Origin of the sequence: Escherichia sp. 93.1518 (genome assembly GCF_013368915.2) — a bacterium.
GTDB classification, from domain to species: Bacteria; Pseudomonadota; Gammaproteobacteria; order Enterobacterales; family Enterobacteriaceae; genus Escherichia; species Escherichia ruysiae.
On sequence record NZ_JABWMT020000011.1, the window covers coordinates 13,426 to 28,950 of the forward strand.

A 15,525-nucleotide genomic window follows, 5' to 3' on the forward strand; every position below is an offset into this window, starting at 1 on the left:
GGCAATGTTAAAATTTATTCTACGTCGCTGTCTGGAAGCGATTCCGACGCTATTTATTCTTATTACTATTTCGTTCTTTATGATGCGCCTTGCGCCGGGAAGTCCTTTTACCGGCGAACGTACATTACCGCCAGAAGTGATGGCCAATATCGAAGCGAAATATCATCTTAATGATCCGATCATGACACAGTATTTCAGCTACCTGAAACAACTGGCGCATGGTGATTTCGGTCCGTCTTTTAAATATAAAGATTATTCGGTCAATGACCTGGTCGCATCCAGCTTCCCTGTTTCTGCAAAATTGGGGGCAGCCGCGTTTATACTTGCGGTAGTGCTGGGTGTTAGTGCTGGCGTTATTGCCGCATTAAAACAAAACACCAAATGGGACTATACCGTGATGGGGCTGGCAATGACCGGGGTAGTTATCCCCAGTTTTGTGGTTGCGCCGTTATTAGTCATGATATTTGCGATCATATTGCATTGGCTACCAGGCGGTGGCTGGAATGGCGGGGCGCTGAAATTCATGATACTGCCGATGGTGGCGTTGTCTCTTGCCTATATCGCCAGTATTGCGCGTATTACCCGTGGTTCGATGATTGAAGTTTTACATTCCAACTTTATTCGTACTGCCCGCGCGAAAGGTTTACCTATGCGCAGGATCATCCTTCGCCACGCATTAAAACCTGCTCTGTTACCCGTACTCTCATATATGGGGCCCGCATTTGTCGGCATTATTACCGGTTCTATGGTTATCGAAACCATTTATGGTTTACCAGGGATCGGGCAATTGTTTGTGAATGGTGCGTTGAACCGTGACTATTCATTGGTATTAAGCCTGACCATTCTGGTTGGTGCATTAACCATTTTGTTTAATGCCATTGTCGATGTGCTATATGCGGTTATCGACCCGAAAATCCGTTACTGATACTGGAGCTCGCGATGATGTTAAGTAAGAAAAACAGCGAGACGCTGGAAAATTTCAGTGAAAAGCTGGAGGTCGAAGGGCGCAGCTTGTGGCAGGACGCACGCCGACGTTTTATGCATAACCGTGCGGCGGTCGCCAGTCTGATTGTACTGGTGCTGATTGCGCTGTTTGTTATCCTGGCACCGATGCTTTCGCAATTTGCTTATGACGATACCGACTGGGCAATGATGTCCAGCGCCCCGGATATGGAATCTGGTCACTACTTCGGTACTGACTCATCTGGTCGCGACCTGCTGGTGCGCGTTGCGATTGGCGGACGAATCTCACTCATGGTCGGTGTCGCTGCGGCGCTGGTGGCAGTGGTCGTAGGTACACTTTATGGTTCACTTTCCGGTTATCTTGGCGGCAAAGTGGATTCGGTAATGATGCGTCTGCTGGAAATCCTCAACTCCTTCCCATTCATGTTCTTCGTCATTTTGCTGGTGACCTTTTTCGGCCAAAACATCCTGCTGATTTTCGTGGCGATTGGCATGGTTTCCTGGCTGGATATGGCGCGTATTGTGCGTGGGCAAACCCTGAGTCTGAAGCGCAAAGAGTTTATTGAGGCGGCACAAGTTGGCGGTGTATCTACGCCCGGCATTGTAATTCGCCATATTGTGCCCAACGTGCTCGGCGTGGTGGTGGTCTACGCATCGCTACTGGTGCCCAGCATGATCCTCTTTGAATCCTTTTTAAGCTTCCTGGGGCTGGGTACACAAGAGCCGTTAAGCAGCTGGGGCGCATTGCTGAGTGATGGCGCGAACTCAATGGAGGTCTCTCCGTGGTTACTGCTGTTCCCTGCGGGATTTCTCGTGGTGACGCTGTTTTGTTTCAACTTTATCGGCGATGGCTTGCGTGATGCCCTCGACCCGAAAGATCGTTAAGGAGTGCAGCCATGAGCGTAATTGAAACTGCAACTGTGCCGCTCGCACAACAACAGGCTGACGCACTGCTGAACGTGAAAGATTTGCGTGTCACCTTTAGTACCCCGGATGGCGACGTCACGGCGGTCAATGATTTGAATTTTTCCCTGCGTGCCGGGGAAACTCTGGGTATCGTTGGTGAATCTGGTTCGGGTAAATCGCAAACCGCGTTTGCCTTAATGGGGCTGCTGGCTGCCAACGGACATATTGGCGGCTCGGCAACGTTCAATGGGCGAGAAATCCTCAATCTTCCAGAGCGAGAACTCAACAAACTGCGCGCTGAACAAATCTCGATGATTTTTCAGGATCCGATGACCTCATTAAATCCTTATATGCGCGTCGGTGAGCAGTTGATGGAAGTGCTGATGCTGCATAAAAGCATGAGCAAGGCTGAAGCGTTTGAAGAGTCGGTGCGGATGCTTGATGCAGTAAAAATGCCAGAAGCGCGTAAGCGCATGAAGATGTTCCCGCATGAATTTTCTGGTGGGATGCGTCAGCGCGTCATGATTGCGATGGCGTTGCTGTGTCGGCCTAAACTGCTGATTGCCGATGAGCCGACAACCGCGCTGGACGTGACCGTACAGGCGCAGATCATGACGCTATTGAATGAACTGAAGCGGGAATTTAATACCGCCATCATTATGATCACTCACGATCTTGGTGTCGTGGCGGGGATCTGTGACAAAGTGCTGGTGATGTACGCCGGGCGCACGATGGAATATGGCAATGCGCGCGATGTCTTTTATCAACCCGTTCATCCTTATTCTATCGGTTTGCTGAATGCGGTGCCGCGCCTTGATGCGGAAGGTGAAACCATGTTGACCATCCCGGGTAATCCGCCAAACCTACTACGATTACCGAAAGGTTGCCCGTTCCAGCCACGTTGTCCGTATGCGATGGAAATTTGTAGTAGTGCGCCGCCGCTGGAAGAGTTTACGCCTGGTCGTCTGCGTGCCTGCTTTAAACCGGTGGAGGAGCTGTTATGAATGCTGTAACCGAAGGAAGAAAAGTCCTCCTCGAAATCGCTGACCTGAAAGTGCACTTTGAGATCAAAGATGGCAAACAGTGGTTCTGGCAACCGGCAAAAACGCTGAAAGCGGTCGATGGTGTCACGCTTCGCCTGTATGAAGGGGAAACATTAGGTGTGGTAGGGGAATCGGGATGCGGTAAGTCCACCTTTGCTCGTGCCATCATCGGTTTGGTCAAGGCTACTGACGGTCGTGTTGCCTGGTTAGGCAAAGAGTTGTTGGGGATGAAGCCCGATGAATGGCGTGCCGTTCGTAGTGATATCCAGATGATTTTTCAGGATCCGCTGGCGTCGCTGAATCCACGTATGACCATCGGCGAGATCATCGCAGAACCGCTGCGCACCTATCATCCGAAAATGTCACGTCAGGAAGTTCGTGAGCGCGTGAAGGCGATGATGATGAAAGTTGGCTTGCTACCCAATCTGATTAACCGCTATCCGCATGAGTTCTCCGGCGGGCAGTGTCAGCGTATCGGGATTGCTCGTGCACTTATTCTTGAACCGAAGCTGATTATCTGCGATGAGCCGGTGTCGGCGCTGGATGTGTCAATTCAGGCGCAGGTAGTCAACCTGCTCCAGCAGTTGCAACGTGAGATGGGATTGTCATTAATCTTTATCGCCCACGATCTGGCAGTGGTAAAACACATTTCCGATCGCGTGCTGGTGATGTATCTCGGACATGCGGTAGAACTGGGGACGTATGATGAGGTCTACCATAATCCGCTGCATCCTTATACCAAAGCATTGATGTCGGCAGTGCCCATTCCTGACCCGGATCTGGAAAAGAATAAATCTATTCAGTTACTGGAAGGGGAATTACCGTCGCCGATCAACCCGCCTTCCGGTTGTGTTTTCCGTACCCGCTGCCCGATTGCCGGTCCTGAGTGTGCCAAAACGCGACCTGTGCTGGAGGGGAGTTTCAGACATGCCGTTTCTTGCCTGAAAGTCGATCCGCTTTAAAACAAAAAGGGCTGACAACTGTCAGCCCTTTATCACACCAAAAGCGATTATTTATTCTCGCCAGATAATATGGCAAAGTTTGTGATCTTTTTCGCGGCATAACAGGATACGGGCGAAAATATCGTTGATTTCACCATCTTCACTGTCCGCCAGGCCAATCACCACTTCGGCAAAAAAGTCCGGGTTCAAGTCGAAATCAACATGCTCCTGCCAGTCTTCTGCCGGGTCGAATAACTCCGCACCGCCGCGCTCTTCAAACTGAAGATTGAACAGCAGAACATCAGCCGGATCGAGATTATCTGCGGCCAGTTCGAGAAAAATATCATAGGCCTGTTCAAGTGTTTCATCTTCGGTCAGGCGATTGTTTAAATCCATATCCATAGTCACTACCCGTTTAACATCTGTTGGCCACGTTTTACAGCAACGGGCTGAAGAAGTAAAACAGTCGCTCGGCAACGCGCTGCCAGAGTGGTCGTTTCGCCCACAATCGCGCATCAAGTAAACGTGAACGCGAAATATAATCGTCCTGAACGGCGGCGAGGTCAGCACCAAAACCTTTATCGTCGATCGCCAGCGTGATTTCAAAGTTCAGCCAAAGACTACGCATATCGAGGTTAACGGTGCCCACCAGACTTAACTCGCCATCGACCAGCACGCTCTTGGTATGCAGTAATCCGCCTTCAAACTGATAAATTTTAACCCCTGCAGCCAGTAGTTCAGTAAAGAACGCGCGGCTGGCCCAGCCAACCAGCATTGAGTCATTTTTACGTGGCAGGATAATACTGACATCAACACCACGTTGCGCTGCCGTGCAAATAGCGTGAAGCAAATCATCGCTGGGCACGAAGTAGGGCGTCGTCATAATTAAATATTCGCGCGCCGAATATGCAGCGGTGAGCAGGGCCTGGTGAATCAGGTCTTCCGGGAAACCGGGGCCAGAAGCAATGGTATGGATCGTATGGCCGCTGGCCTGCTCAAACGGCATAATATTGACGTCTGGCGGTGGTGGCAGAATGCGTTTTCCAGTTTCAATCTCCCAGTCACAGGAATAAATAATCCCCATTGCGGTAGCAATAGGACCTTCCATACGCGCCATCAGGTCAATCCATTGTCCTACACCTGCATCCTGTTTGAAGAAGCGCGGATCGACCATGTTCATGCTGCCGGTATAGGCAATGTAGTTATCGATCATGATCATCTTGCGGTGCTGGCGCAGATCCATACGGCGTAAAAATACGCGCATCAGATTAACTTTTAGGGACTCGACCACTTCGATACCGGCATTACGCATCAGTTCTGGCCACGGACTGCGGAAGAACGCGACGCTACCGGCGGAATCGAGCATCAGTCGGCAATGAATACCGCGTCGGGCTGCTGCCATCAATGACTCAGCTACCTGATCCGCCATACCGCCGGGTTGCCAGATATAAAACACCATCTCAATATTATGCCGGGCGAGCTGGATGTCGCGGATTAACGCCTGCATTACATCATCAGATTCGGTCATCAGTTGTAGCTGATTTCCTTTGACCCCGGCGATCCCCTGACGACGCTCGCAGAGCTTGAATAACGGCCCGGCGACACTGCTGTTTTCTTCCGCGAAGATATGTTTACAGGCTTTAAGATCGTTAAGCCATTTAGCGGTAGAAGGCCACATCGCTCTGGCGCGTTCGGCACGGCGTTTACCTAAGTGGAGTTCGCCGACTGCAAGATAGGCAATAATTCCGACCAGCGGCAGAATATAAATGATCAACAGCCAGGCCATGGCGGAGGGAACTGCACGTCGTTTCATCAGAATGCGTAATGTTACGCCTGCAATGAGCAACCAGTATCCCAGAATGGCCAACCAACTCACCAACGTATAAACGGTTGTCATAGATTAGAAATCCTTTTGAAAGCGCATTGTTATGAGTTTACGCATATGGATTCATCTGGCAAATAAAAACGCGGGAAAAGCACTGGTCAGCGTCGGGGGCGAGGGTATAATGACCGCTCTGTTATTGCATAGAGTAGTTAACATGAAGCGGAGTAGAACGGAAGTGGGACGCTGGCGTATGCAGCGTCAGGCTAGCCGGCGTAAATCGCGTTGGCTTGAGGGGCAGTCTCGCCGAAATATGCGTATCCACAGCATCAGGAAGTGCATTCTAAACAAACAGCGTAACTCGTTATTGTTTGCGATCTACAATATCTGAATGTTACGGGCACCATCGCGGTGCCCGATAAGTTTGCCTTCGGCCTTTATAATCTATTTTTGTGCCGATTCATTACTGCCAGTTTTCGTTTCATCGTCATCGCTGAAAATACCATGCCCGGAGTTCAGCAACATTGAGACGAGCATATCATTATTAATCTCTTCACCATTTAAAACCCGCGCCAGAATTTCGCTGCCAAAAAGCTGCGGCGAAAGAATGATGTCCGGATGTACCATTTTAATTTTGTTCAGGTTTTTGCTATCACTGACCGCAAGCACCGTTTTGACATCTTTGCTCATATCTTTGGCTGACAGGACGACAAAAGCGTTATCTGCATCGTTATCACTGAGTGCCAGAATAGCTCGACAGTGATCAATTCCCGCTTTCTTTAATACCGAACTGTCATTGCTGTCACCGGGAATAACATCAGCATTGTCGCCTAAGCGTTGCTCAAGTTGTTTGATGTCATCTTCTGGCAAGTTACTGATAACAGTTACGTTTTGTCCGCGTTGATTCAGTTGTAGAATCGTGTTGATTGCCAGAATGGAGTGACCGCAAACAATAAAGTGATCTTTACGATTCATCGTATGCTTGTTTCCTTTCACAAGTTTATTGAATCCTCCTCGGATAAGGGGACCAAAAATAGAGGTCATGGAGGTGGCGAAAACGGTAATGCCAGAAATAATGACGGAAATAGTAAACAGGCGTGCCGATTCAGAAACGGGGACGATATCGCCATAGCCCACGGTTGACATCGTTTCTATCGAAAAATAGAAGGCGGTCATCAGGCTCTCTATTCGCGGATTGAAACCCTCGCTTAAATACAGCGCGCCGTAGGTGGAGTAAAACAGTAACGTCGTAAAACTAATAAAAGCAAAAATTGTCCCGGCTGCGGCACTACTGTGTGAGAAGTCTTTGCGCAGCACCAGTAAAATCACCAGCGTAAAGATGCAAAAACCGATGCTGAATTTCAGCCAGGGATAAAAATGAAGGGTGTAAATCAGTGTTATTAACAACAAAATAATACTGATTGCCCATGCCAGTTTTGCCCGAAATAACAAGCCGATCGAATTCAGAACAAGAAAGACGCCGAGCATAAACAGCGGCGCATTGGCCAGCAAGGAGAGATCAAGTTCCGAAAACGCCTGGATATGGAAGATATCGAGCAGATTGACCGACATGCCATAGATTGTTTTAAAAATAAGCAATCCATTTAAAAAGACGGCTAGCGCGATAATATCGTGCCGCAGGGTCACCCATAAATTTACTGCTGTTTGCCTGAATGTAGCCCAGTGACTCACTGATACCTCTGTAACCACAATTTTGTTTAATTATCTCTACGCGTACATAATGTGAACATACATGCGACGCGTGAATATGTTAAACAATAGTAGATGACTTTATCCGCAGTAATCAAAGGATTTGATTGAGCAATACCTTGTCCGGGAGGGGCATTTTTCCTGAATATGCTGACATCGTATAAAGAAATACAGATAAAGTTATTATCTGTTTGTGATGGTGGCTGCGATGGCATACCTACAAGGAAAGGCCAAACAAGAACACGGTTGCTAAAACCGTGTTCTAAGATGTGGAGCCTCTATTCAGAATACTTTCTTAAAGGGCTTTACTGAAACTTGTTCATACACTCCGGCCGCCACGTAAGGATCGGCATCGGCCCAGGCTTGCGCTGCTTCCAGAGATTCAAATTCAGCAATCACCGTCGAACCGGTAAAACCAGCGGCACCAGGATCATTGCTATCAACTGCTGGCATGGGTCCCGCAGTCAGCAAACGACCTTCATCATGCAGTAACTGCAAACGCGCTAAATGTGCCGGACGAACGGAAAGGCGTTTTTCGAGACTATCGGCTTTGTCTTGAGCGTAAATTACATACAACACGGGCACAACTCCTTGTTCGGAAAAGTTGTAAAGTACGTTATTTGAAAGGGCGAAGATCTGCAACGGAAAGATGATGTCTTTGTTAAGAGTCTGGATAAAGTCAGGCTAATTACGCCAAAAATTGCGTTTTCACTGATCCTGATCGTTTTGCGTTATTGAATATGATTGCTATTTGCATTTAAAATCGAGGCCTGGTTTTTCTACTGAAATGATTATGACTTCAATGACCCTTGATTTACCTCGCCGCTTCCCCTGGCCGACGTTACTTTCAGTCTGCATTCACGGTGCTGTCGTGGCGGGTCTACTCTATACCTCGGTACATCAGGTTATTGAACTACCTGCGCCCGCGCAGCCGATTTCTGTCACCATGGTTGCGCCAGCCGATCTTGAACCGCCACAAGCTGTTCAACCGCCACCAGAGCCGGTGGCGGAGCCAGAGCCGGAACCTGAACCATTACCAGAACCGCCAAAAGAAGCGCCGGTGGTCATTGAAAAGCCGAAGCCGAAACCTAAGCCAAAACCGAAGCCAGTGAAAAAGGTGCAGGAACAGCCAAAGCGCGATGTTAAACCAGCGGAGTCGCGTCCGGCATCACCGTTTGAAAATACGGCACCCGCACGCCCGACATCAAGTACGGCAACGGCTGCAACCAGCAAACCGGTCACCAGTGTGGCGTCAGGACCACGCGCATTAAGCCGTAATCAGCCGCAGTATCCAGCGCGCGCGCAGGCATTGCGCATTGAAGGGCAGGTTAAAGTTAAATTTGACGTTACACCGGATGGTCGCGTGGATAACGTACAAATTCTTTCCGCCAAACCCGCAAACATGTTTGAGCGCGAAGTGAAAAACGCGATGCGTAGATGGCGCTACGAGCCGGGTAAGCCAGGAAGTGGAATTGTGGTAAATATTCTGTTTAAAATTAACGGCACCACCGAAATTCAGTAAGCAAAAAGTCAAAAGCCTCCGACCGGAGGCTTTTGACTATTACTCAACGGGTAAGGCGCGAGGCTTTCCTTCAGGATCAACCGCGACATACTTAAATAATGCTTCCGTCGCTTTATAGCGTTGCCCAAGTGGTTCAGACGCCACCTTTTTCACCCACACTTCAATATTAATGCTGACAGATGTTGTCCCTTTCTTGACACAGCGCGCATAGCAGCACACCACATCACCGACTGCTACAGGTCGCAGAAAAGTCATGCCTTCCACGCGAACGGTCACGACGCGACCATGTGCAATTTCTTTTGCCAGAATGGCACCACCAATATCCATCTGCGACATCAACCAACCACCAAAAATATCGCCATTGGCATTGGTATCGGCAGGCATGGCTAAAGTTCGTAAAACCAGATCGCCCTGGGGGACGTTATGTGTTGTTGACATGGTAAAACCGACTAAAAAGGAAAATCACAGGCGCGATGCTACTATGATTTTCCTGAGGAGAACAGAGGAGATACAGCGCCAGCCCCGAAGGACTGGCTGTCTGGTTATGATTTATCTTCCTGTGGCATGTGGCGGTAGATATAGATACCGCTTAACAGCGTGAAGATTAAGGTGAGGGCGGTCAGACCGAACACTTTGAAGTTGACCCAAATATTTTGTGGCAGCCAGAAAGCGATATAGATGTTTGCCAGCCCGCAAAGGATAAAAAAGACTGCCCAGGCCAGATTCAACTTCGACCATACTGGCTGCGGCAGGGTAAGCTCTTTACCCAACATACGTTGAATCAGCGGCTTTTTCATTACCCATTGGCTAACCAACAAGGCACCGGCAAACAGTGCGTAAATAACGGTGACCTTCCATTTAATAAACTCATCATTGTGGAAGAAAAGCGTCAGACCGCCGAAGACGACCACCAGAACAAAGGTGATCAGGGCCATCTTCTCAACCTTACGAAAGCGAACCCAGCTATAAATAAGCACAATCGCTGTGGCGACGATCAGCGCCGCAGTTGCCGCATAGATGTCATAAATCTTATAGAACGCGAAGAAGACAACCAGCGGTAGAAAATCAAGAAACTGCTTCATTTTACGATTCCGTAATCAAATGCTTAGGGTTATTGGCGAATCAACATGTACAGACGGAACAGATAGATGAGCAATACGGCTGAAATCAGGTTGCTCAAGGTGTTCGCCAGTACAGCGCCAATTTCTGGGGTTAATGCGGCAAACGAAGAGGCAAACAGCAACAACAGAGTTTTTGCCAGTAACCAGCTCAATACCGCAGGTGCCACCAGACGCATATTCGCCCATGTCAGCCGCATACTGCTGCGCATGGAGGCGAAAATGCCCATTTTATCCTGGACCAGCATCACGGGAGCCAACGCCAGCAGGATGGCCATGATGATACCAGGAACGACCACCAGCATGATGCCTATTTGCACAATCAATGTCGTCAGGAGGATTAGCAAGAATAGCTTCGGTAATACCGGAGCGCTCGCGCCAATTGCCCGTAATGCGCTGACCCGCTGACCGGCGGACACTAGCTGGATCATTAATAATACGCCGCCCGCAAGAATGGCGTTACCGATTAATCCTGAAAAGGTAGAAGCGGCAGACGCACGCAGCAAAATCTGCTGTTGTTCCGGGGACATATTTTGTACCAGGTCGAACAACCCACCGCCGCCACTAACGGGTACACCGTCATTGAGCTGCGCAAGTTGAGCGTCACTGGGTGAGAAAACATGTCCTAACACCACTGTGATAAATGCACAAAGCAACGATACCAACAGAATGGTCATAAATTGATTACGGAAGAAATTTCCGGTGTCACGGTATACGGACTGCGCCGTGATAGACATGCACTCTCCTTGAGTTTTATGCAGGTGTTAATTAGCGGGCAATTGTACCCTGGTTAGCCTCTCAGTGGCAGCATCAGGTCATGTATGGAAAAGCATATCTTTGTAAAGCGGAGGTAATTGTTGGCATTTATGTGTGCAGACAGGAGCAAGTGGCGAGCGCGTTAATATTTGCGCAGCGAAAATATATAAAAATTGATTTAAATCACGTTAACCAGGATTTTTGATGCAACTTCTAAATTAATCCAGATCAATAAATGGTGATTTAGAGAATGTAGTGTGATCTGTGTAGGATCATTTGTTACTCCAATGTAGGTATATTTGTCACGTTTTTATAACCATAACGACGGAGCGGATATGAAAAAATTAACAGTGGCGGCTTTGGCAGTAACAACTCTTCTCTCTGGCACGGCCTTTGCGCATGAAGCAGGCGAGTTTTTTATGCGTGCAGGTTCTGCGACTGTGCGTCCGACAGAAGGCGCTGGTGGTACATTAGGAAGTTTGGGTGGGTTTAGTGTGACTAATAACACTCAGTTGGGCCTGACGTTTACGTATATGGCGACTGACAATATCGGTGTTGAATTACTGGCAGCGACGCCTTTCCGCCATAAAATTGGTACTCGCGCGACCGGTGATATTGCAACAGTCCATCATCTGCCGCCAACACTGATGGCGCAGTGGTATTTTGGTGATGCCAGCAGCAAATTCCGTCCTTACGTTGGTGCCGGTATTAACTACACCACGTTCTTTGATAATGGATTTAACGATCATGGCAAAGAGGCCGGGCTTTCCGATCTCAGTCTGAAAGATTCCTGGGGAGCAGCCGGGCAGGTGGGGGTTGATTATCTGATTAACCGTGACTGGTTGGTTAACATGTCAGTCTGGTACATGGATATCGATACTACCGCCAATTATAAGCTGGGCGGTGCACAGCAACACGATAGCGTACGCCTCGATCCGTGGGTGTTTATGTTCTCAGCAGGATATCGTTTTTAATTTTCTCTGCAAAACCTCTGCAAAACTCCTCTGCAAAACTGGTCATCAAATGACCAGTTTTTTCCATTCCTTACCGCGTGCGTTGTTGTAAATATCGGTCATTTTTTGATTCGAATGGTCCAGCAAAATTTTGGTATCAATTCCCTGTTCTCTGAACAATCGTTCTGATAGAGAGCTCTGCTCATGGAAAGAGGGTGGGGTGCCATTAGCACGGCAGTTGTAATCCACAGAATCCCTGGCTTTTTTAAATGCAATTGTTAACGTTGCTGGCTTAACCATCCCGCCATGTTTACCTGTCCCTTTAGCGTGATGATGATGTAATAACCACGGACTTAGAACGCAGTCACGACAGGATGACACCACATCACCCAGAGTAAGACTTAATTTGTCGCAACGCAGGGCAAGAGGGATGGCGATCCGGGCTCCTGTTTTTTGTTGCTCGACATGGAGGTAGCCATCTCTGATATCCGAAAACTGCATTTTGCAAATAGCGGAAAGATGCTGCTCCGTCATCAGAGCCAGTTGCATACCGCGTTGTAAAAAGTAACCATCCTTTTCCGCTGCATTATAGATCATCATCCACTCATCAAAGGTCAGTCGTTGCCTTGATATCCGTACCTGTGGTTTTTTTGCCGATTCTGCAGGGTTAAAGCCTGGCGGGACATCGCCAATTTGCTGAGCCTCCCGGAAAACATCGATCAGTACTTTCCTGAAAATTTGTCCCATTCTGTTATGTCCTTTTGCCTTGTAATCTTCCAGCACCGATACCACATCTTTTACGGTTATGGCATCTAATGGCCTGGTGCCAAAACGTTCATCAAATACCCTGAGAGGGGGCGCTTTCTGTTTCAGTGTGTTGAGTGATCTCTCCGTTTTCATATCTTTCCTGTTGAATTTTTCTGTAACTATTCAGAAAAACGGAAATGGTTGATGAACCACCGGTATCATTAATAATTTTCTCCTGCAGGCTGAGCATTTGTTCCATTTGTTGCCTGGCAAGACGGCTGTTCGCTCCTGCTGCAATAGCTTCTGCCTGTGTCTTGGGTGGGGAAGTGCTTATTTCTATGGATGGGGTACTTCCTTTTACTATGGATTTCCATGGTGAGTTGTTGGGGCTGGCGTTGATGATGTGGCCCGCAGTTTGTTTTATGCTGTTACAGTTATCGTTATATTTCTTGTTGGATGGGGAGTTGGTATTGTTTTCTTTTTAGGCATAAAACAAAAAAATAATATACAGAATTTGAGTTTTATCAGGCTTTTTCTGGCAATATTGCTGCTTTTTGTTCCGCCTGTTTTGGAGTTTCCGGCAATTCATCAGCACCTTGCGTCAGATGCACTGGCTTTATGTGTTATTACAGTTTTAATAATCACACTTCTTGTCAGGTCAGGCAGGAGGCTTATCTCAGACAAATGTATTTCGGAAGTGTCTTTTATTCGTCATCACCGGATTGAATTCATGATGGTCGGATTTATGATTTATTTCTGGACATTCTCTCTTATTGCCGGTTGGTACAAACCCCAGTTTAACCAGGAATATCAGGCGCTCTACTATGAGAATGTCTGGTATTACGTTATTGCACGCTATGATGAACGTCTGGTGTTATCGAAATCGTACAGGAGCGTGAGTATGAAGTTCGTCATACTTAATAGAGGGCATATTGATGACTTTGAAATTAATGAAATCAGAGTGCGTTAAAATTTCCTGAGTAACAAAGAATTTTTATTTCCCGCCATTGAGCGGTTTTTTGTGCCCGTAGGCTTGGTGTAGTACGGTAAAGACGCTGGTGGTCGTGAATAGTGCTTTTATCTTGCTGGCTTTTCAGACAAGACTTATTAGTGTGCCACGTTAACAGGAAAAGGGAAAAGACATGCTAAAACAGCAGGATATGACTGAAGCTGACAAAGTGGTGTTTAATGAATTAAGCTCCACCGGCCGGCGATGTCGGGAAATTGCGCAGAATACTTACCTTTCACGCGAACGCTGCCGGTTTATACTGACCCAGCTTGTTATGGCGGCTCTCGCAGATTATCAGTTCGGTTGTTATAGACGCCTTACGCAGAGAAGACTCTTTAATTTGGGGTAATGGGCGGGGCTGGTGGGTGTTAGCAGCACCTACCAGCTATATTCTCATGCGTTGGGGTCATAAGCAAACCTCAGCTCTACTGCTTTGCGCAAAAGCAGTAGGTCTATCAGAGACAGGCTTAATGACCCATGCTTGACCTGTGAAAATATGCAGTTGTGAGTTTATCAACGCCGCCAGTCTGGAATTTATTGGGGAGGACGGATTATGTTAGAAAATACATCCAGTTGTTCCATCTGAAAATATACTTATAAGCTTACTAACTCTTCTGGACTGGTCTTTTTGACGATGTTGTCGATATTCTTAATAATCTTTTGTAAAAATATTCTCCTGATATCTACCCCACTAGAGTAATGAAGTGCGAAGATGGGTGAGGATGTCAGGAATGGTGGGCTTTACGGTGTGCCTGATAAAATTGACTCTGAGTAATATTTCTGTATATGCCAGAAAGCACCCTCAGAGTCACATAATGAAATTATGGAAGGGGCGGTGGTAGGTTGACAATCAGAAGATGAAAGTGATTGCGCCATTAATGTAAGAGTAATCTTTACCCGTTTTAAACTCTGGTGATACACGATTTAACGACAAGGTTAAAGCAACCGGAGAATAACCTACTGTTGCGCCGACACGATATTCATCAACAGTTCTGTTTAGCGAAACAGTTTCACTCCTTGTTTGAAGTGTTTTTCCTTGCAAAGTATAGTTGCGATCGACTTCGCGTCGTTCAATACCGGCAAATACTTTGTATATTAATCCACTATTCCCGGATGAGTGGATTAATCCCCTGTTCGCAAGCAGGCCAAAACCATTGTCTGAGTTAAATATTTTATCATTTCCAATGGCAAATGTTGCTCCATATCCAATATACTGAAACAAGTTGCCACTTACTGCTGATAGTTCAGGGTAAACTCCAATGTTTGTGCCCATTAATTCAATATTGGGTGTAAGAGATACCATGCCTTTAACTGTATAACCGTAGCGATTTTCAATTTGATCATCCCAGGCTTGATATTTTTCAGCATGAATAATTGTATGTGCTTTATTCTGAACTTTTTGTCCACCGGCATCAGGTCCTACTACGCCAAAATCCGTACCAAAACGATAGCGAAACCAGTTTGTAATGACATCGCTCCATTCAACTCCCGTATGAAGATATGCACTAAAGGCTCTGTCCCCGGTTACAGCTATTGGGTGCCTTTTATTTGTACCGGATGGAGAATAAATATCTTGTGCAAGATGAAACGATAGCTGACCTGACTCTGTAACATTATGGCTATAGCCAATGAAAAGCCCCTGTGTATAATCGTCGCGTTTTTCATCTTTATGGCTATAAATCTTGTTGAGCGTAGATTGAAAGAAGCCAGCATCATCATTAGCTAATGATAAGGAAATGCTGTCAGCATTGGCAGTAGGGATGCTGATATTTATTATTAGCAATGCAGGTATTGTAATGTATTTGTTCATGAATATTGCTCCAATGTTTATATTGTGTGTTTTCTTGTGGGCGTATATGTGTTGTGTTTTTAACATGATGGCTTTTTGTTTTTCAATGAGATATCTTTTATGTTGTATTTTTTTATCATATAAGAATAAATGGTGATTATTATTATCTGGAGGTGGTAAAGGTTTTTATTTCTGTATTCGATAATAAAATATGAATATTGAGTTTTATTAATATCACAGTGTTGA

Annotated in this window: 16 protein-coding genes and 2 pseudogenes; 9 read left to right on the forward strand and 9 right to left on the reverse strand. The window is 47.0% G+C overall.

The annotated features are described in order from the left end of the window. The first annotated feature begins 4 nt into the window (after positions 1 to 4). The 4 genes from oppB to oppF are packed head-to-tail and all read left to right on the forward strand — an operon-like array spanning position 5 to position 3,874. Positions 5 to 925 carry an oligopeptide ABC transporter permease OppB gene (oppB, locus tag HEN21_RS10075; protein ID WP_000911117.1) on the forward strand — a complete coding sequence of 307 codons (921 nt, stop codon included), beginning with the start codon at positions 5 to 7 and terminating at the stop codon, positions 923 to 925. Between the two features lie 14 nt (positions 926 to 939). After that, positions 940 to 1,848, forward strand: coding sequence for an oligopeptide ABC transporter permease OppC (oppC, locus tag HEN21_RS10080; protein WP_000979659.1), 909 nt, complete (start codon positions 940 to 942; stop codon positions 1,846 to 1,848). 11 nt (positions 1,849 to 1,859) lie between these two features. Further along, positions 1,860 to 2,873: a murein tripeptide/oligopeptide ABC transporter ATP-binding protein OppD gene (gene oppD / locus HEN21_RS10085; RefSeq protein ID WP_000110935.1), complete on the forward strand. Its 1,014-nt coding sequence runs from the start codon at positions 1,860 to 1,862 to the stop codon at positions 2,871 to 2,873. Continuing rightward, positions 2,870 to 3,874 carry a murein tripeptide/oligopeptide ABC transporter ATP-binding protein OppF gene (gene oppF / locus HEN21_RS10090; RefSeq protein WP_000994883.1) on the forward strand — a complete coding sequence of 335 codons (1,005 nt, stop codon included), beginning with the start codon at positions 2,870 to 2,872 and terminating at the stop codon, positions 3,872 to 3,874. The genes oppD and oppF overlap by 4 nt, the downstream gene beginning before the upstream one ends. 51 nt (positions 3,875 to 3,925) lie before the next feature. Here oppF and HEN21_RS10095 read toward each other — a convergent pair whose 3' ends face one another. Then, positions 3,926 to 4,255 (reverse strand): HI1450 family dsDNA-mimic protein, encoded by a 330-nt coding sequence (locus tag HEN21_RS10095; protein WP_000366958.1) that lies wholly within the window; start codon positions 4,253 to 4,255, stop codon positions 3,926 to 3,928. A 34-nt stretch (positions 4,256 to 4,289) separates the two neighbouring features. Then, positions 4,290 to 5,750 carry a cardiolipin synthase gene (cls, locus tag HEN21_RS10100; protein WP_000214525.1) on the reverse strand — a complete coding sequence of 487 codons (1,461 nt, stop codon included), beginning with the start codon at positions 5,748 to 5,750 and terminating at the stop codon, positions 4,290 to 4,292. 142 nt (positions 5,751 to 5,892) lie between these two features. Between cls and HEN21_RS10105 the strand changes: the two genes are divergently transcribed. Next, positions 5,893 to 6,066 (forward strand): YciY family protein, encoded by a 174-nt coding sequence (locus HEN21_RS10105; protein WP_001309467.1) that lies wholly within the window; start codon positions 5,893 to 5,895, stop codon positions 6,064 to 6,066. Between the two features lie 53 nt (positions 6,067 to 6,119). Here the strand turns inward: HEN21_RS10105 and kch are convergent, their stop codons facing one another. Together kch and HEN21_RS10115 are read right to left on the reverse strand one after the other, a co-directional pair. Continuing rightward, complete coding sequence (kch, locus tag HEN21_RS10110; protein ID WP_010350461.1) at positions 6,120 to 7,367, reverse strand: voltage-gated potassium channel protein; 1,248 nt, start codon at positions 7,365 to 7,367, stop codon at positions 6,120 to 6,122. Between the two features lie 300 nt (positions 7,368 to 7,667). Next, positions 7,668 to 7,964, reverse strand: coding sequence for a YciI family protein (locus tag HEN21_RS10115; RefSeq protein ID WP_000967596.1), 297 nt, complete (start codon positions 7,962 to 7,964; stop codon positions 7,668 to 7,670). Between the two features lie 223 nt (positions 7,965 to 8,187). Between HEN21_RS10115 and tonB the strand changes: the two genes are divergently transcribed. After that, positions 8,188 to 8,907 (forward strand): TonB system transport protein TonB, encoded by a 720-nt coding sequence (gene tonB / locus HEN21_RS10120; protein WP_176251907.1) that lies wholly within the window; start codon positions 8,188 to 8,190, stop codon positions 8,905 to 8,907. Positions 8,908 to 8,946: 39 nt separating this feature from the next. Here tonB and yciA read toward each other — a convergent pair whose 3' ends face one another. From yciA to HEN21_RS10135, 3 genes are all read right to left on the reverse strand, one after another. Further along, positions 8,947 to 9,345, reverse strand: coding sequence for an acyl-CoA thioester hydrolase YciA (gene yciA / locus HEN21_RS10125; RefSeq protein ID WP_000108155.1), 399 nt, complete (start codon positions 9,343 to 9,345; stop codon positions 8,947 to 8,949). A gap of 104 nt (positions 9,346 to 9,449) precedes the next feature. Beyond that, positions 9,450 to 9,989 carry a septation protein A gene (locus tag HEN21_RS10130; RefSeq protein WP_000808667.1) on the reverse strand — a complete coding sequence of 180 codons (540 nt, stop codon included), beginning with the start codon at positions 9,987 to 9,989 and terminating at the stop codon, positions 9,450 to 9,452. A 29-nt stretch (positions 9,990 to 10,018) separates the two neighbouring features. Next, positions 10,019 to 10,762 carry a YciC family protein gene (locus HEN21_RS10135; RefSeq protein WP_000028527.1) on the reverse strand — a complete coding sequence of 248 codons (744 nt, stop codon included), beginning with the start codon at positions 10,760 to 10,762 and terminating at the stop codon, positions 10,019 to 10,021. A 354-nt stretch (positions 10,763 to 11,116) separates the two neighbouring features. Between HEN21_RS10135 and ompW the strand changes: the two genes are divergently transcribed. Continuing rightward, entirely contained in the window at positions 11,117 to 11,755 is a 639-nt protein-coding gene (ompW, locus tag HEN21_RS10140; protein WP_000737249.1) for an outer membrane protein OmpW, read from the forward strand. A gap of 45 nt (positions 11,756 to 11,800) precedes the next feature. Here the strand turns inward: ompW and HEN21_RS10145 are convergent. Further along, positions 11,801 to 12,788: pseudogene (locus tag HEN21_RS10145) on the reverse strand (tyrosine-type recombinase/integrase); the annotation flags it as partial. Between HEN21_RS10145 and HEN21_RS10150 the strand changes: the two are divergent. Beyond that, positions 12,741 to 13,451 (forward strand): annotated as a pseudogene (locus HEN21_RS10150) (hypothetical protein). The pseudogenes HEN21_RS10145 and HEN21_RS10150 overlap by 48 nt on opposite strands. Positions 13,452 to 13,623: 172 nt before the next feature. Further along, the gene (locus HEN21_RS10155) at positions 13,624 to 13,839 is read left to right on the forward strand and encodes a TrmB family transcriptional regulator (RefSeq protein WP_176251904.1); all 216 of its coding nucleotides are present in this window, start codon (positions 13,624 to 13,626) and stop codon (positions 13,837 to 13,839) included. Between the two features lie 501 nt (positions 13,840 to 14,340). On the opposite strand, the gene HEN21_RS10160 is transcribed toward HEN21_RS10155, so the two are convergent. Further along, positions 14,341 to 15,300: a lipid A deacylase LpxR family protein gene (locus HEN21_RS10160; protein WP_176251903.1), complete on the reverse strand. Its 960-nt coding sequence runs from the start codon at positions 15,298 to 15,300 to the stop codon at positions 14,341 to 14,343. Positions 15,301 to 15,525: the final 225 nt, after the last annotated feature.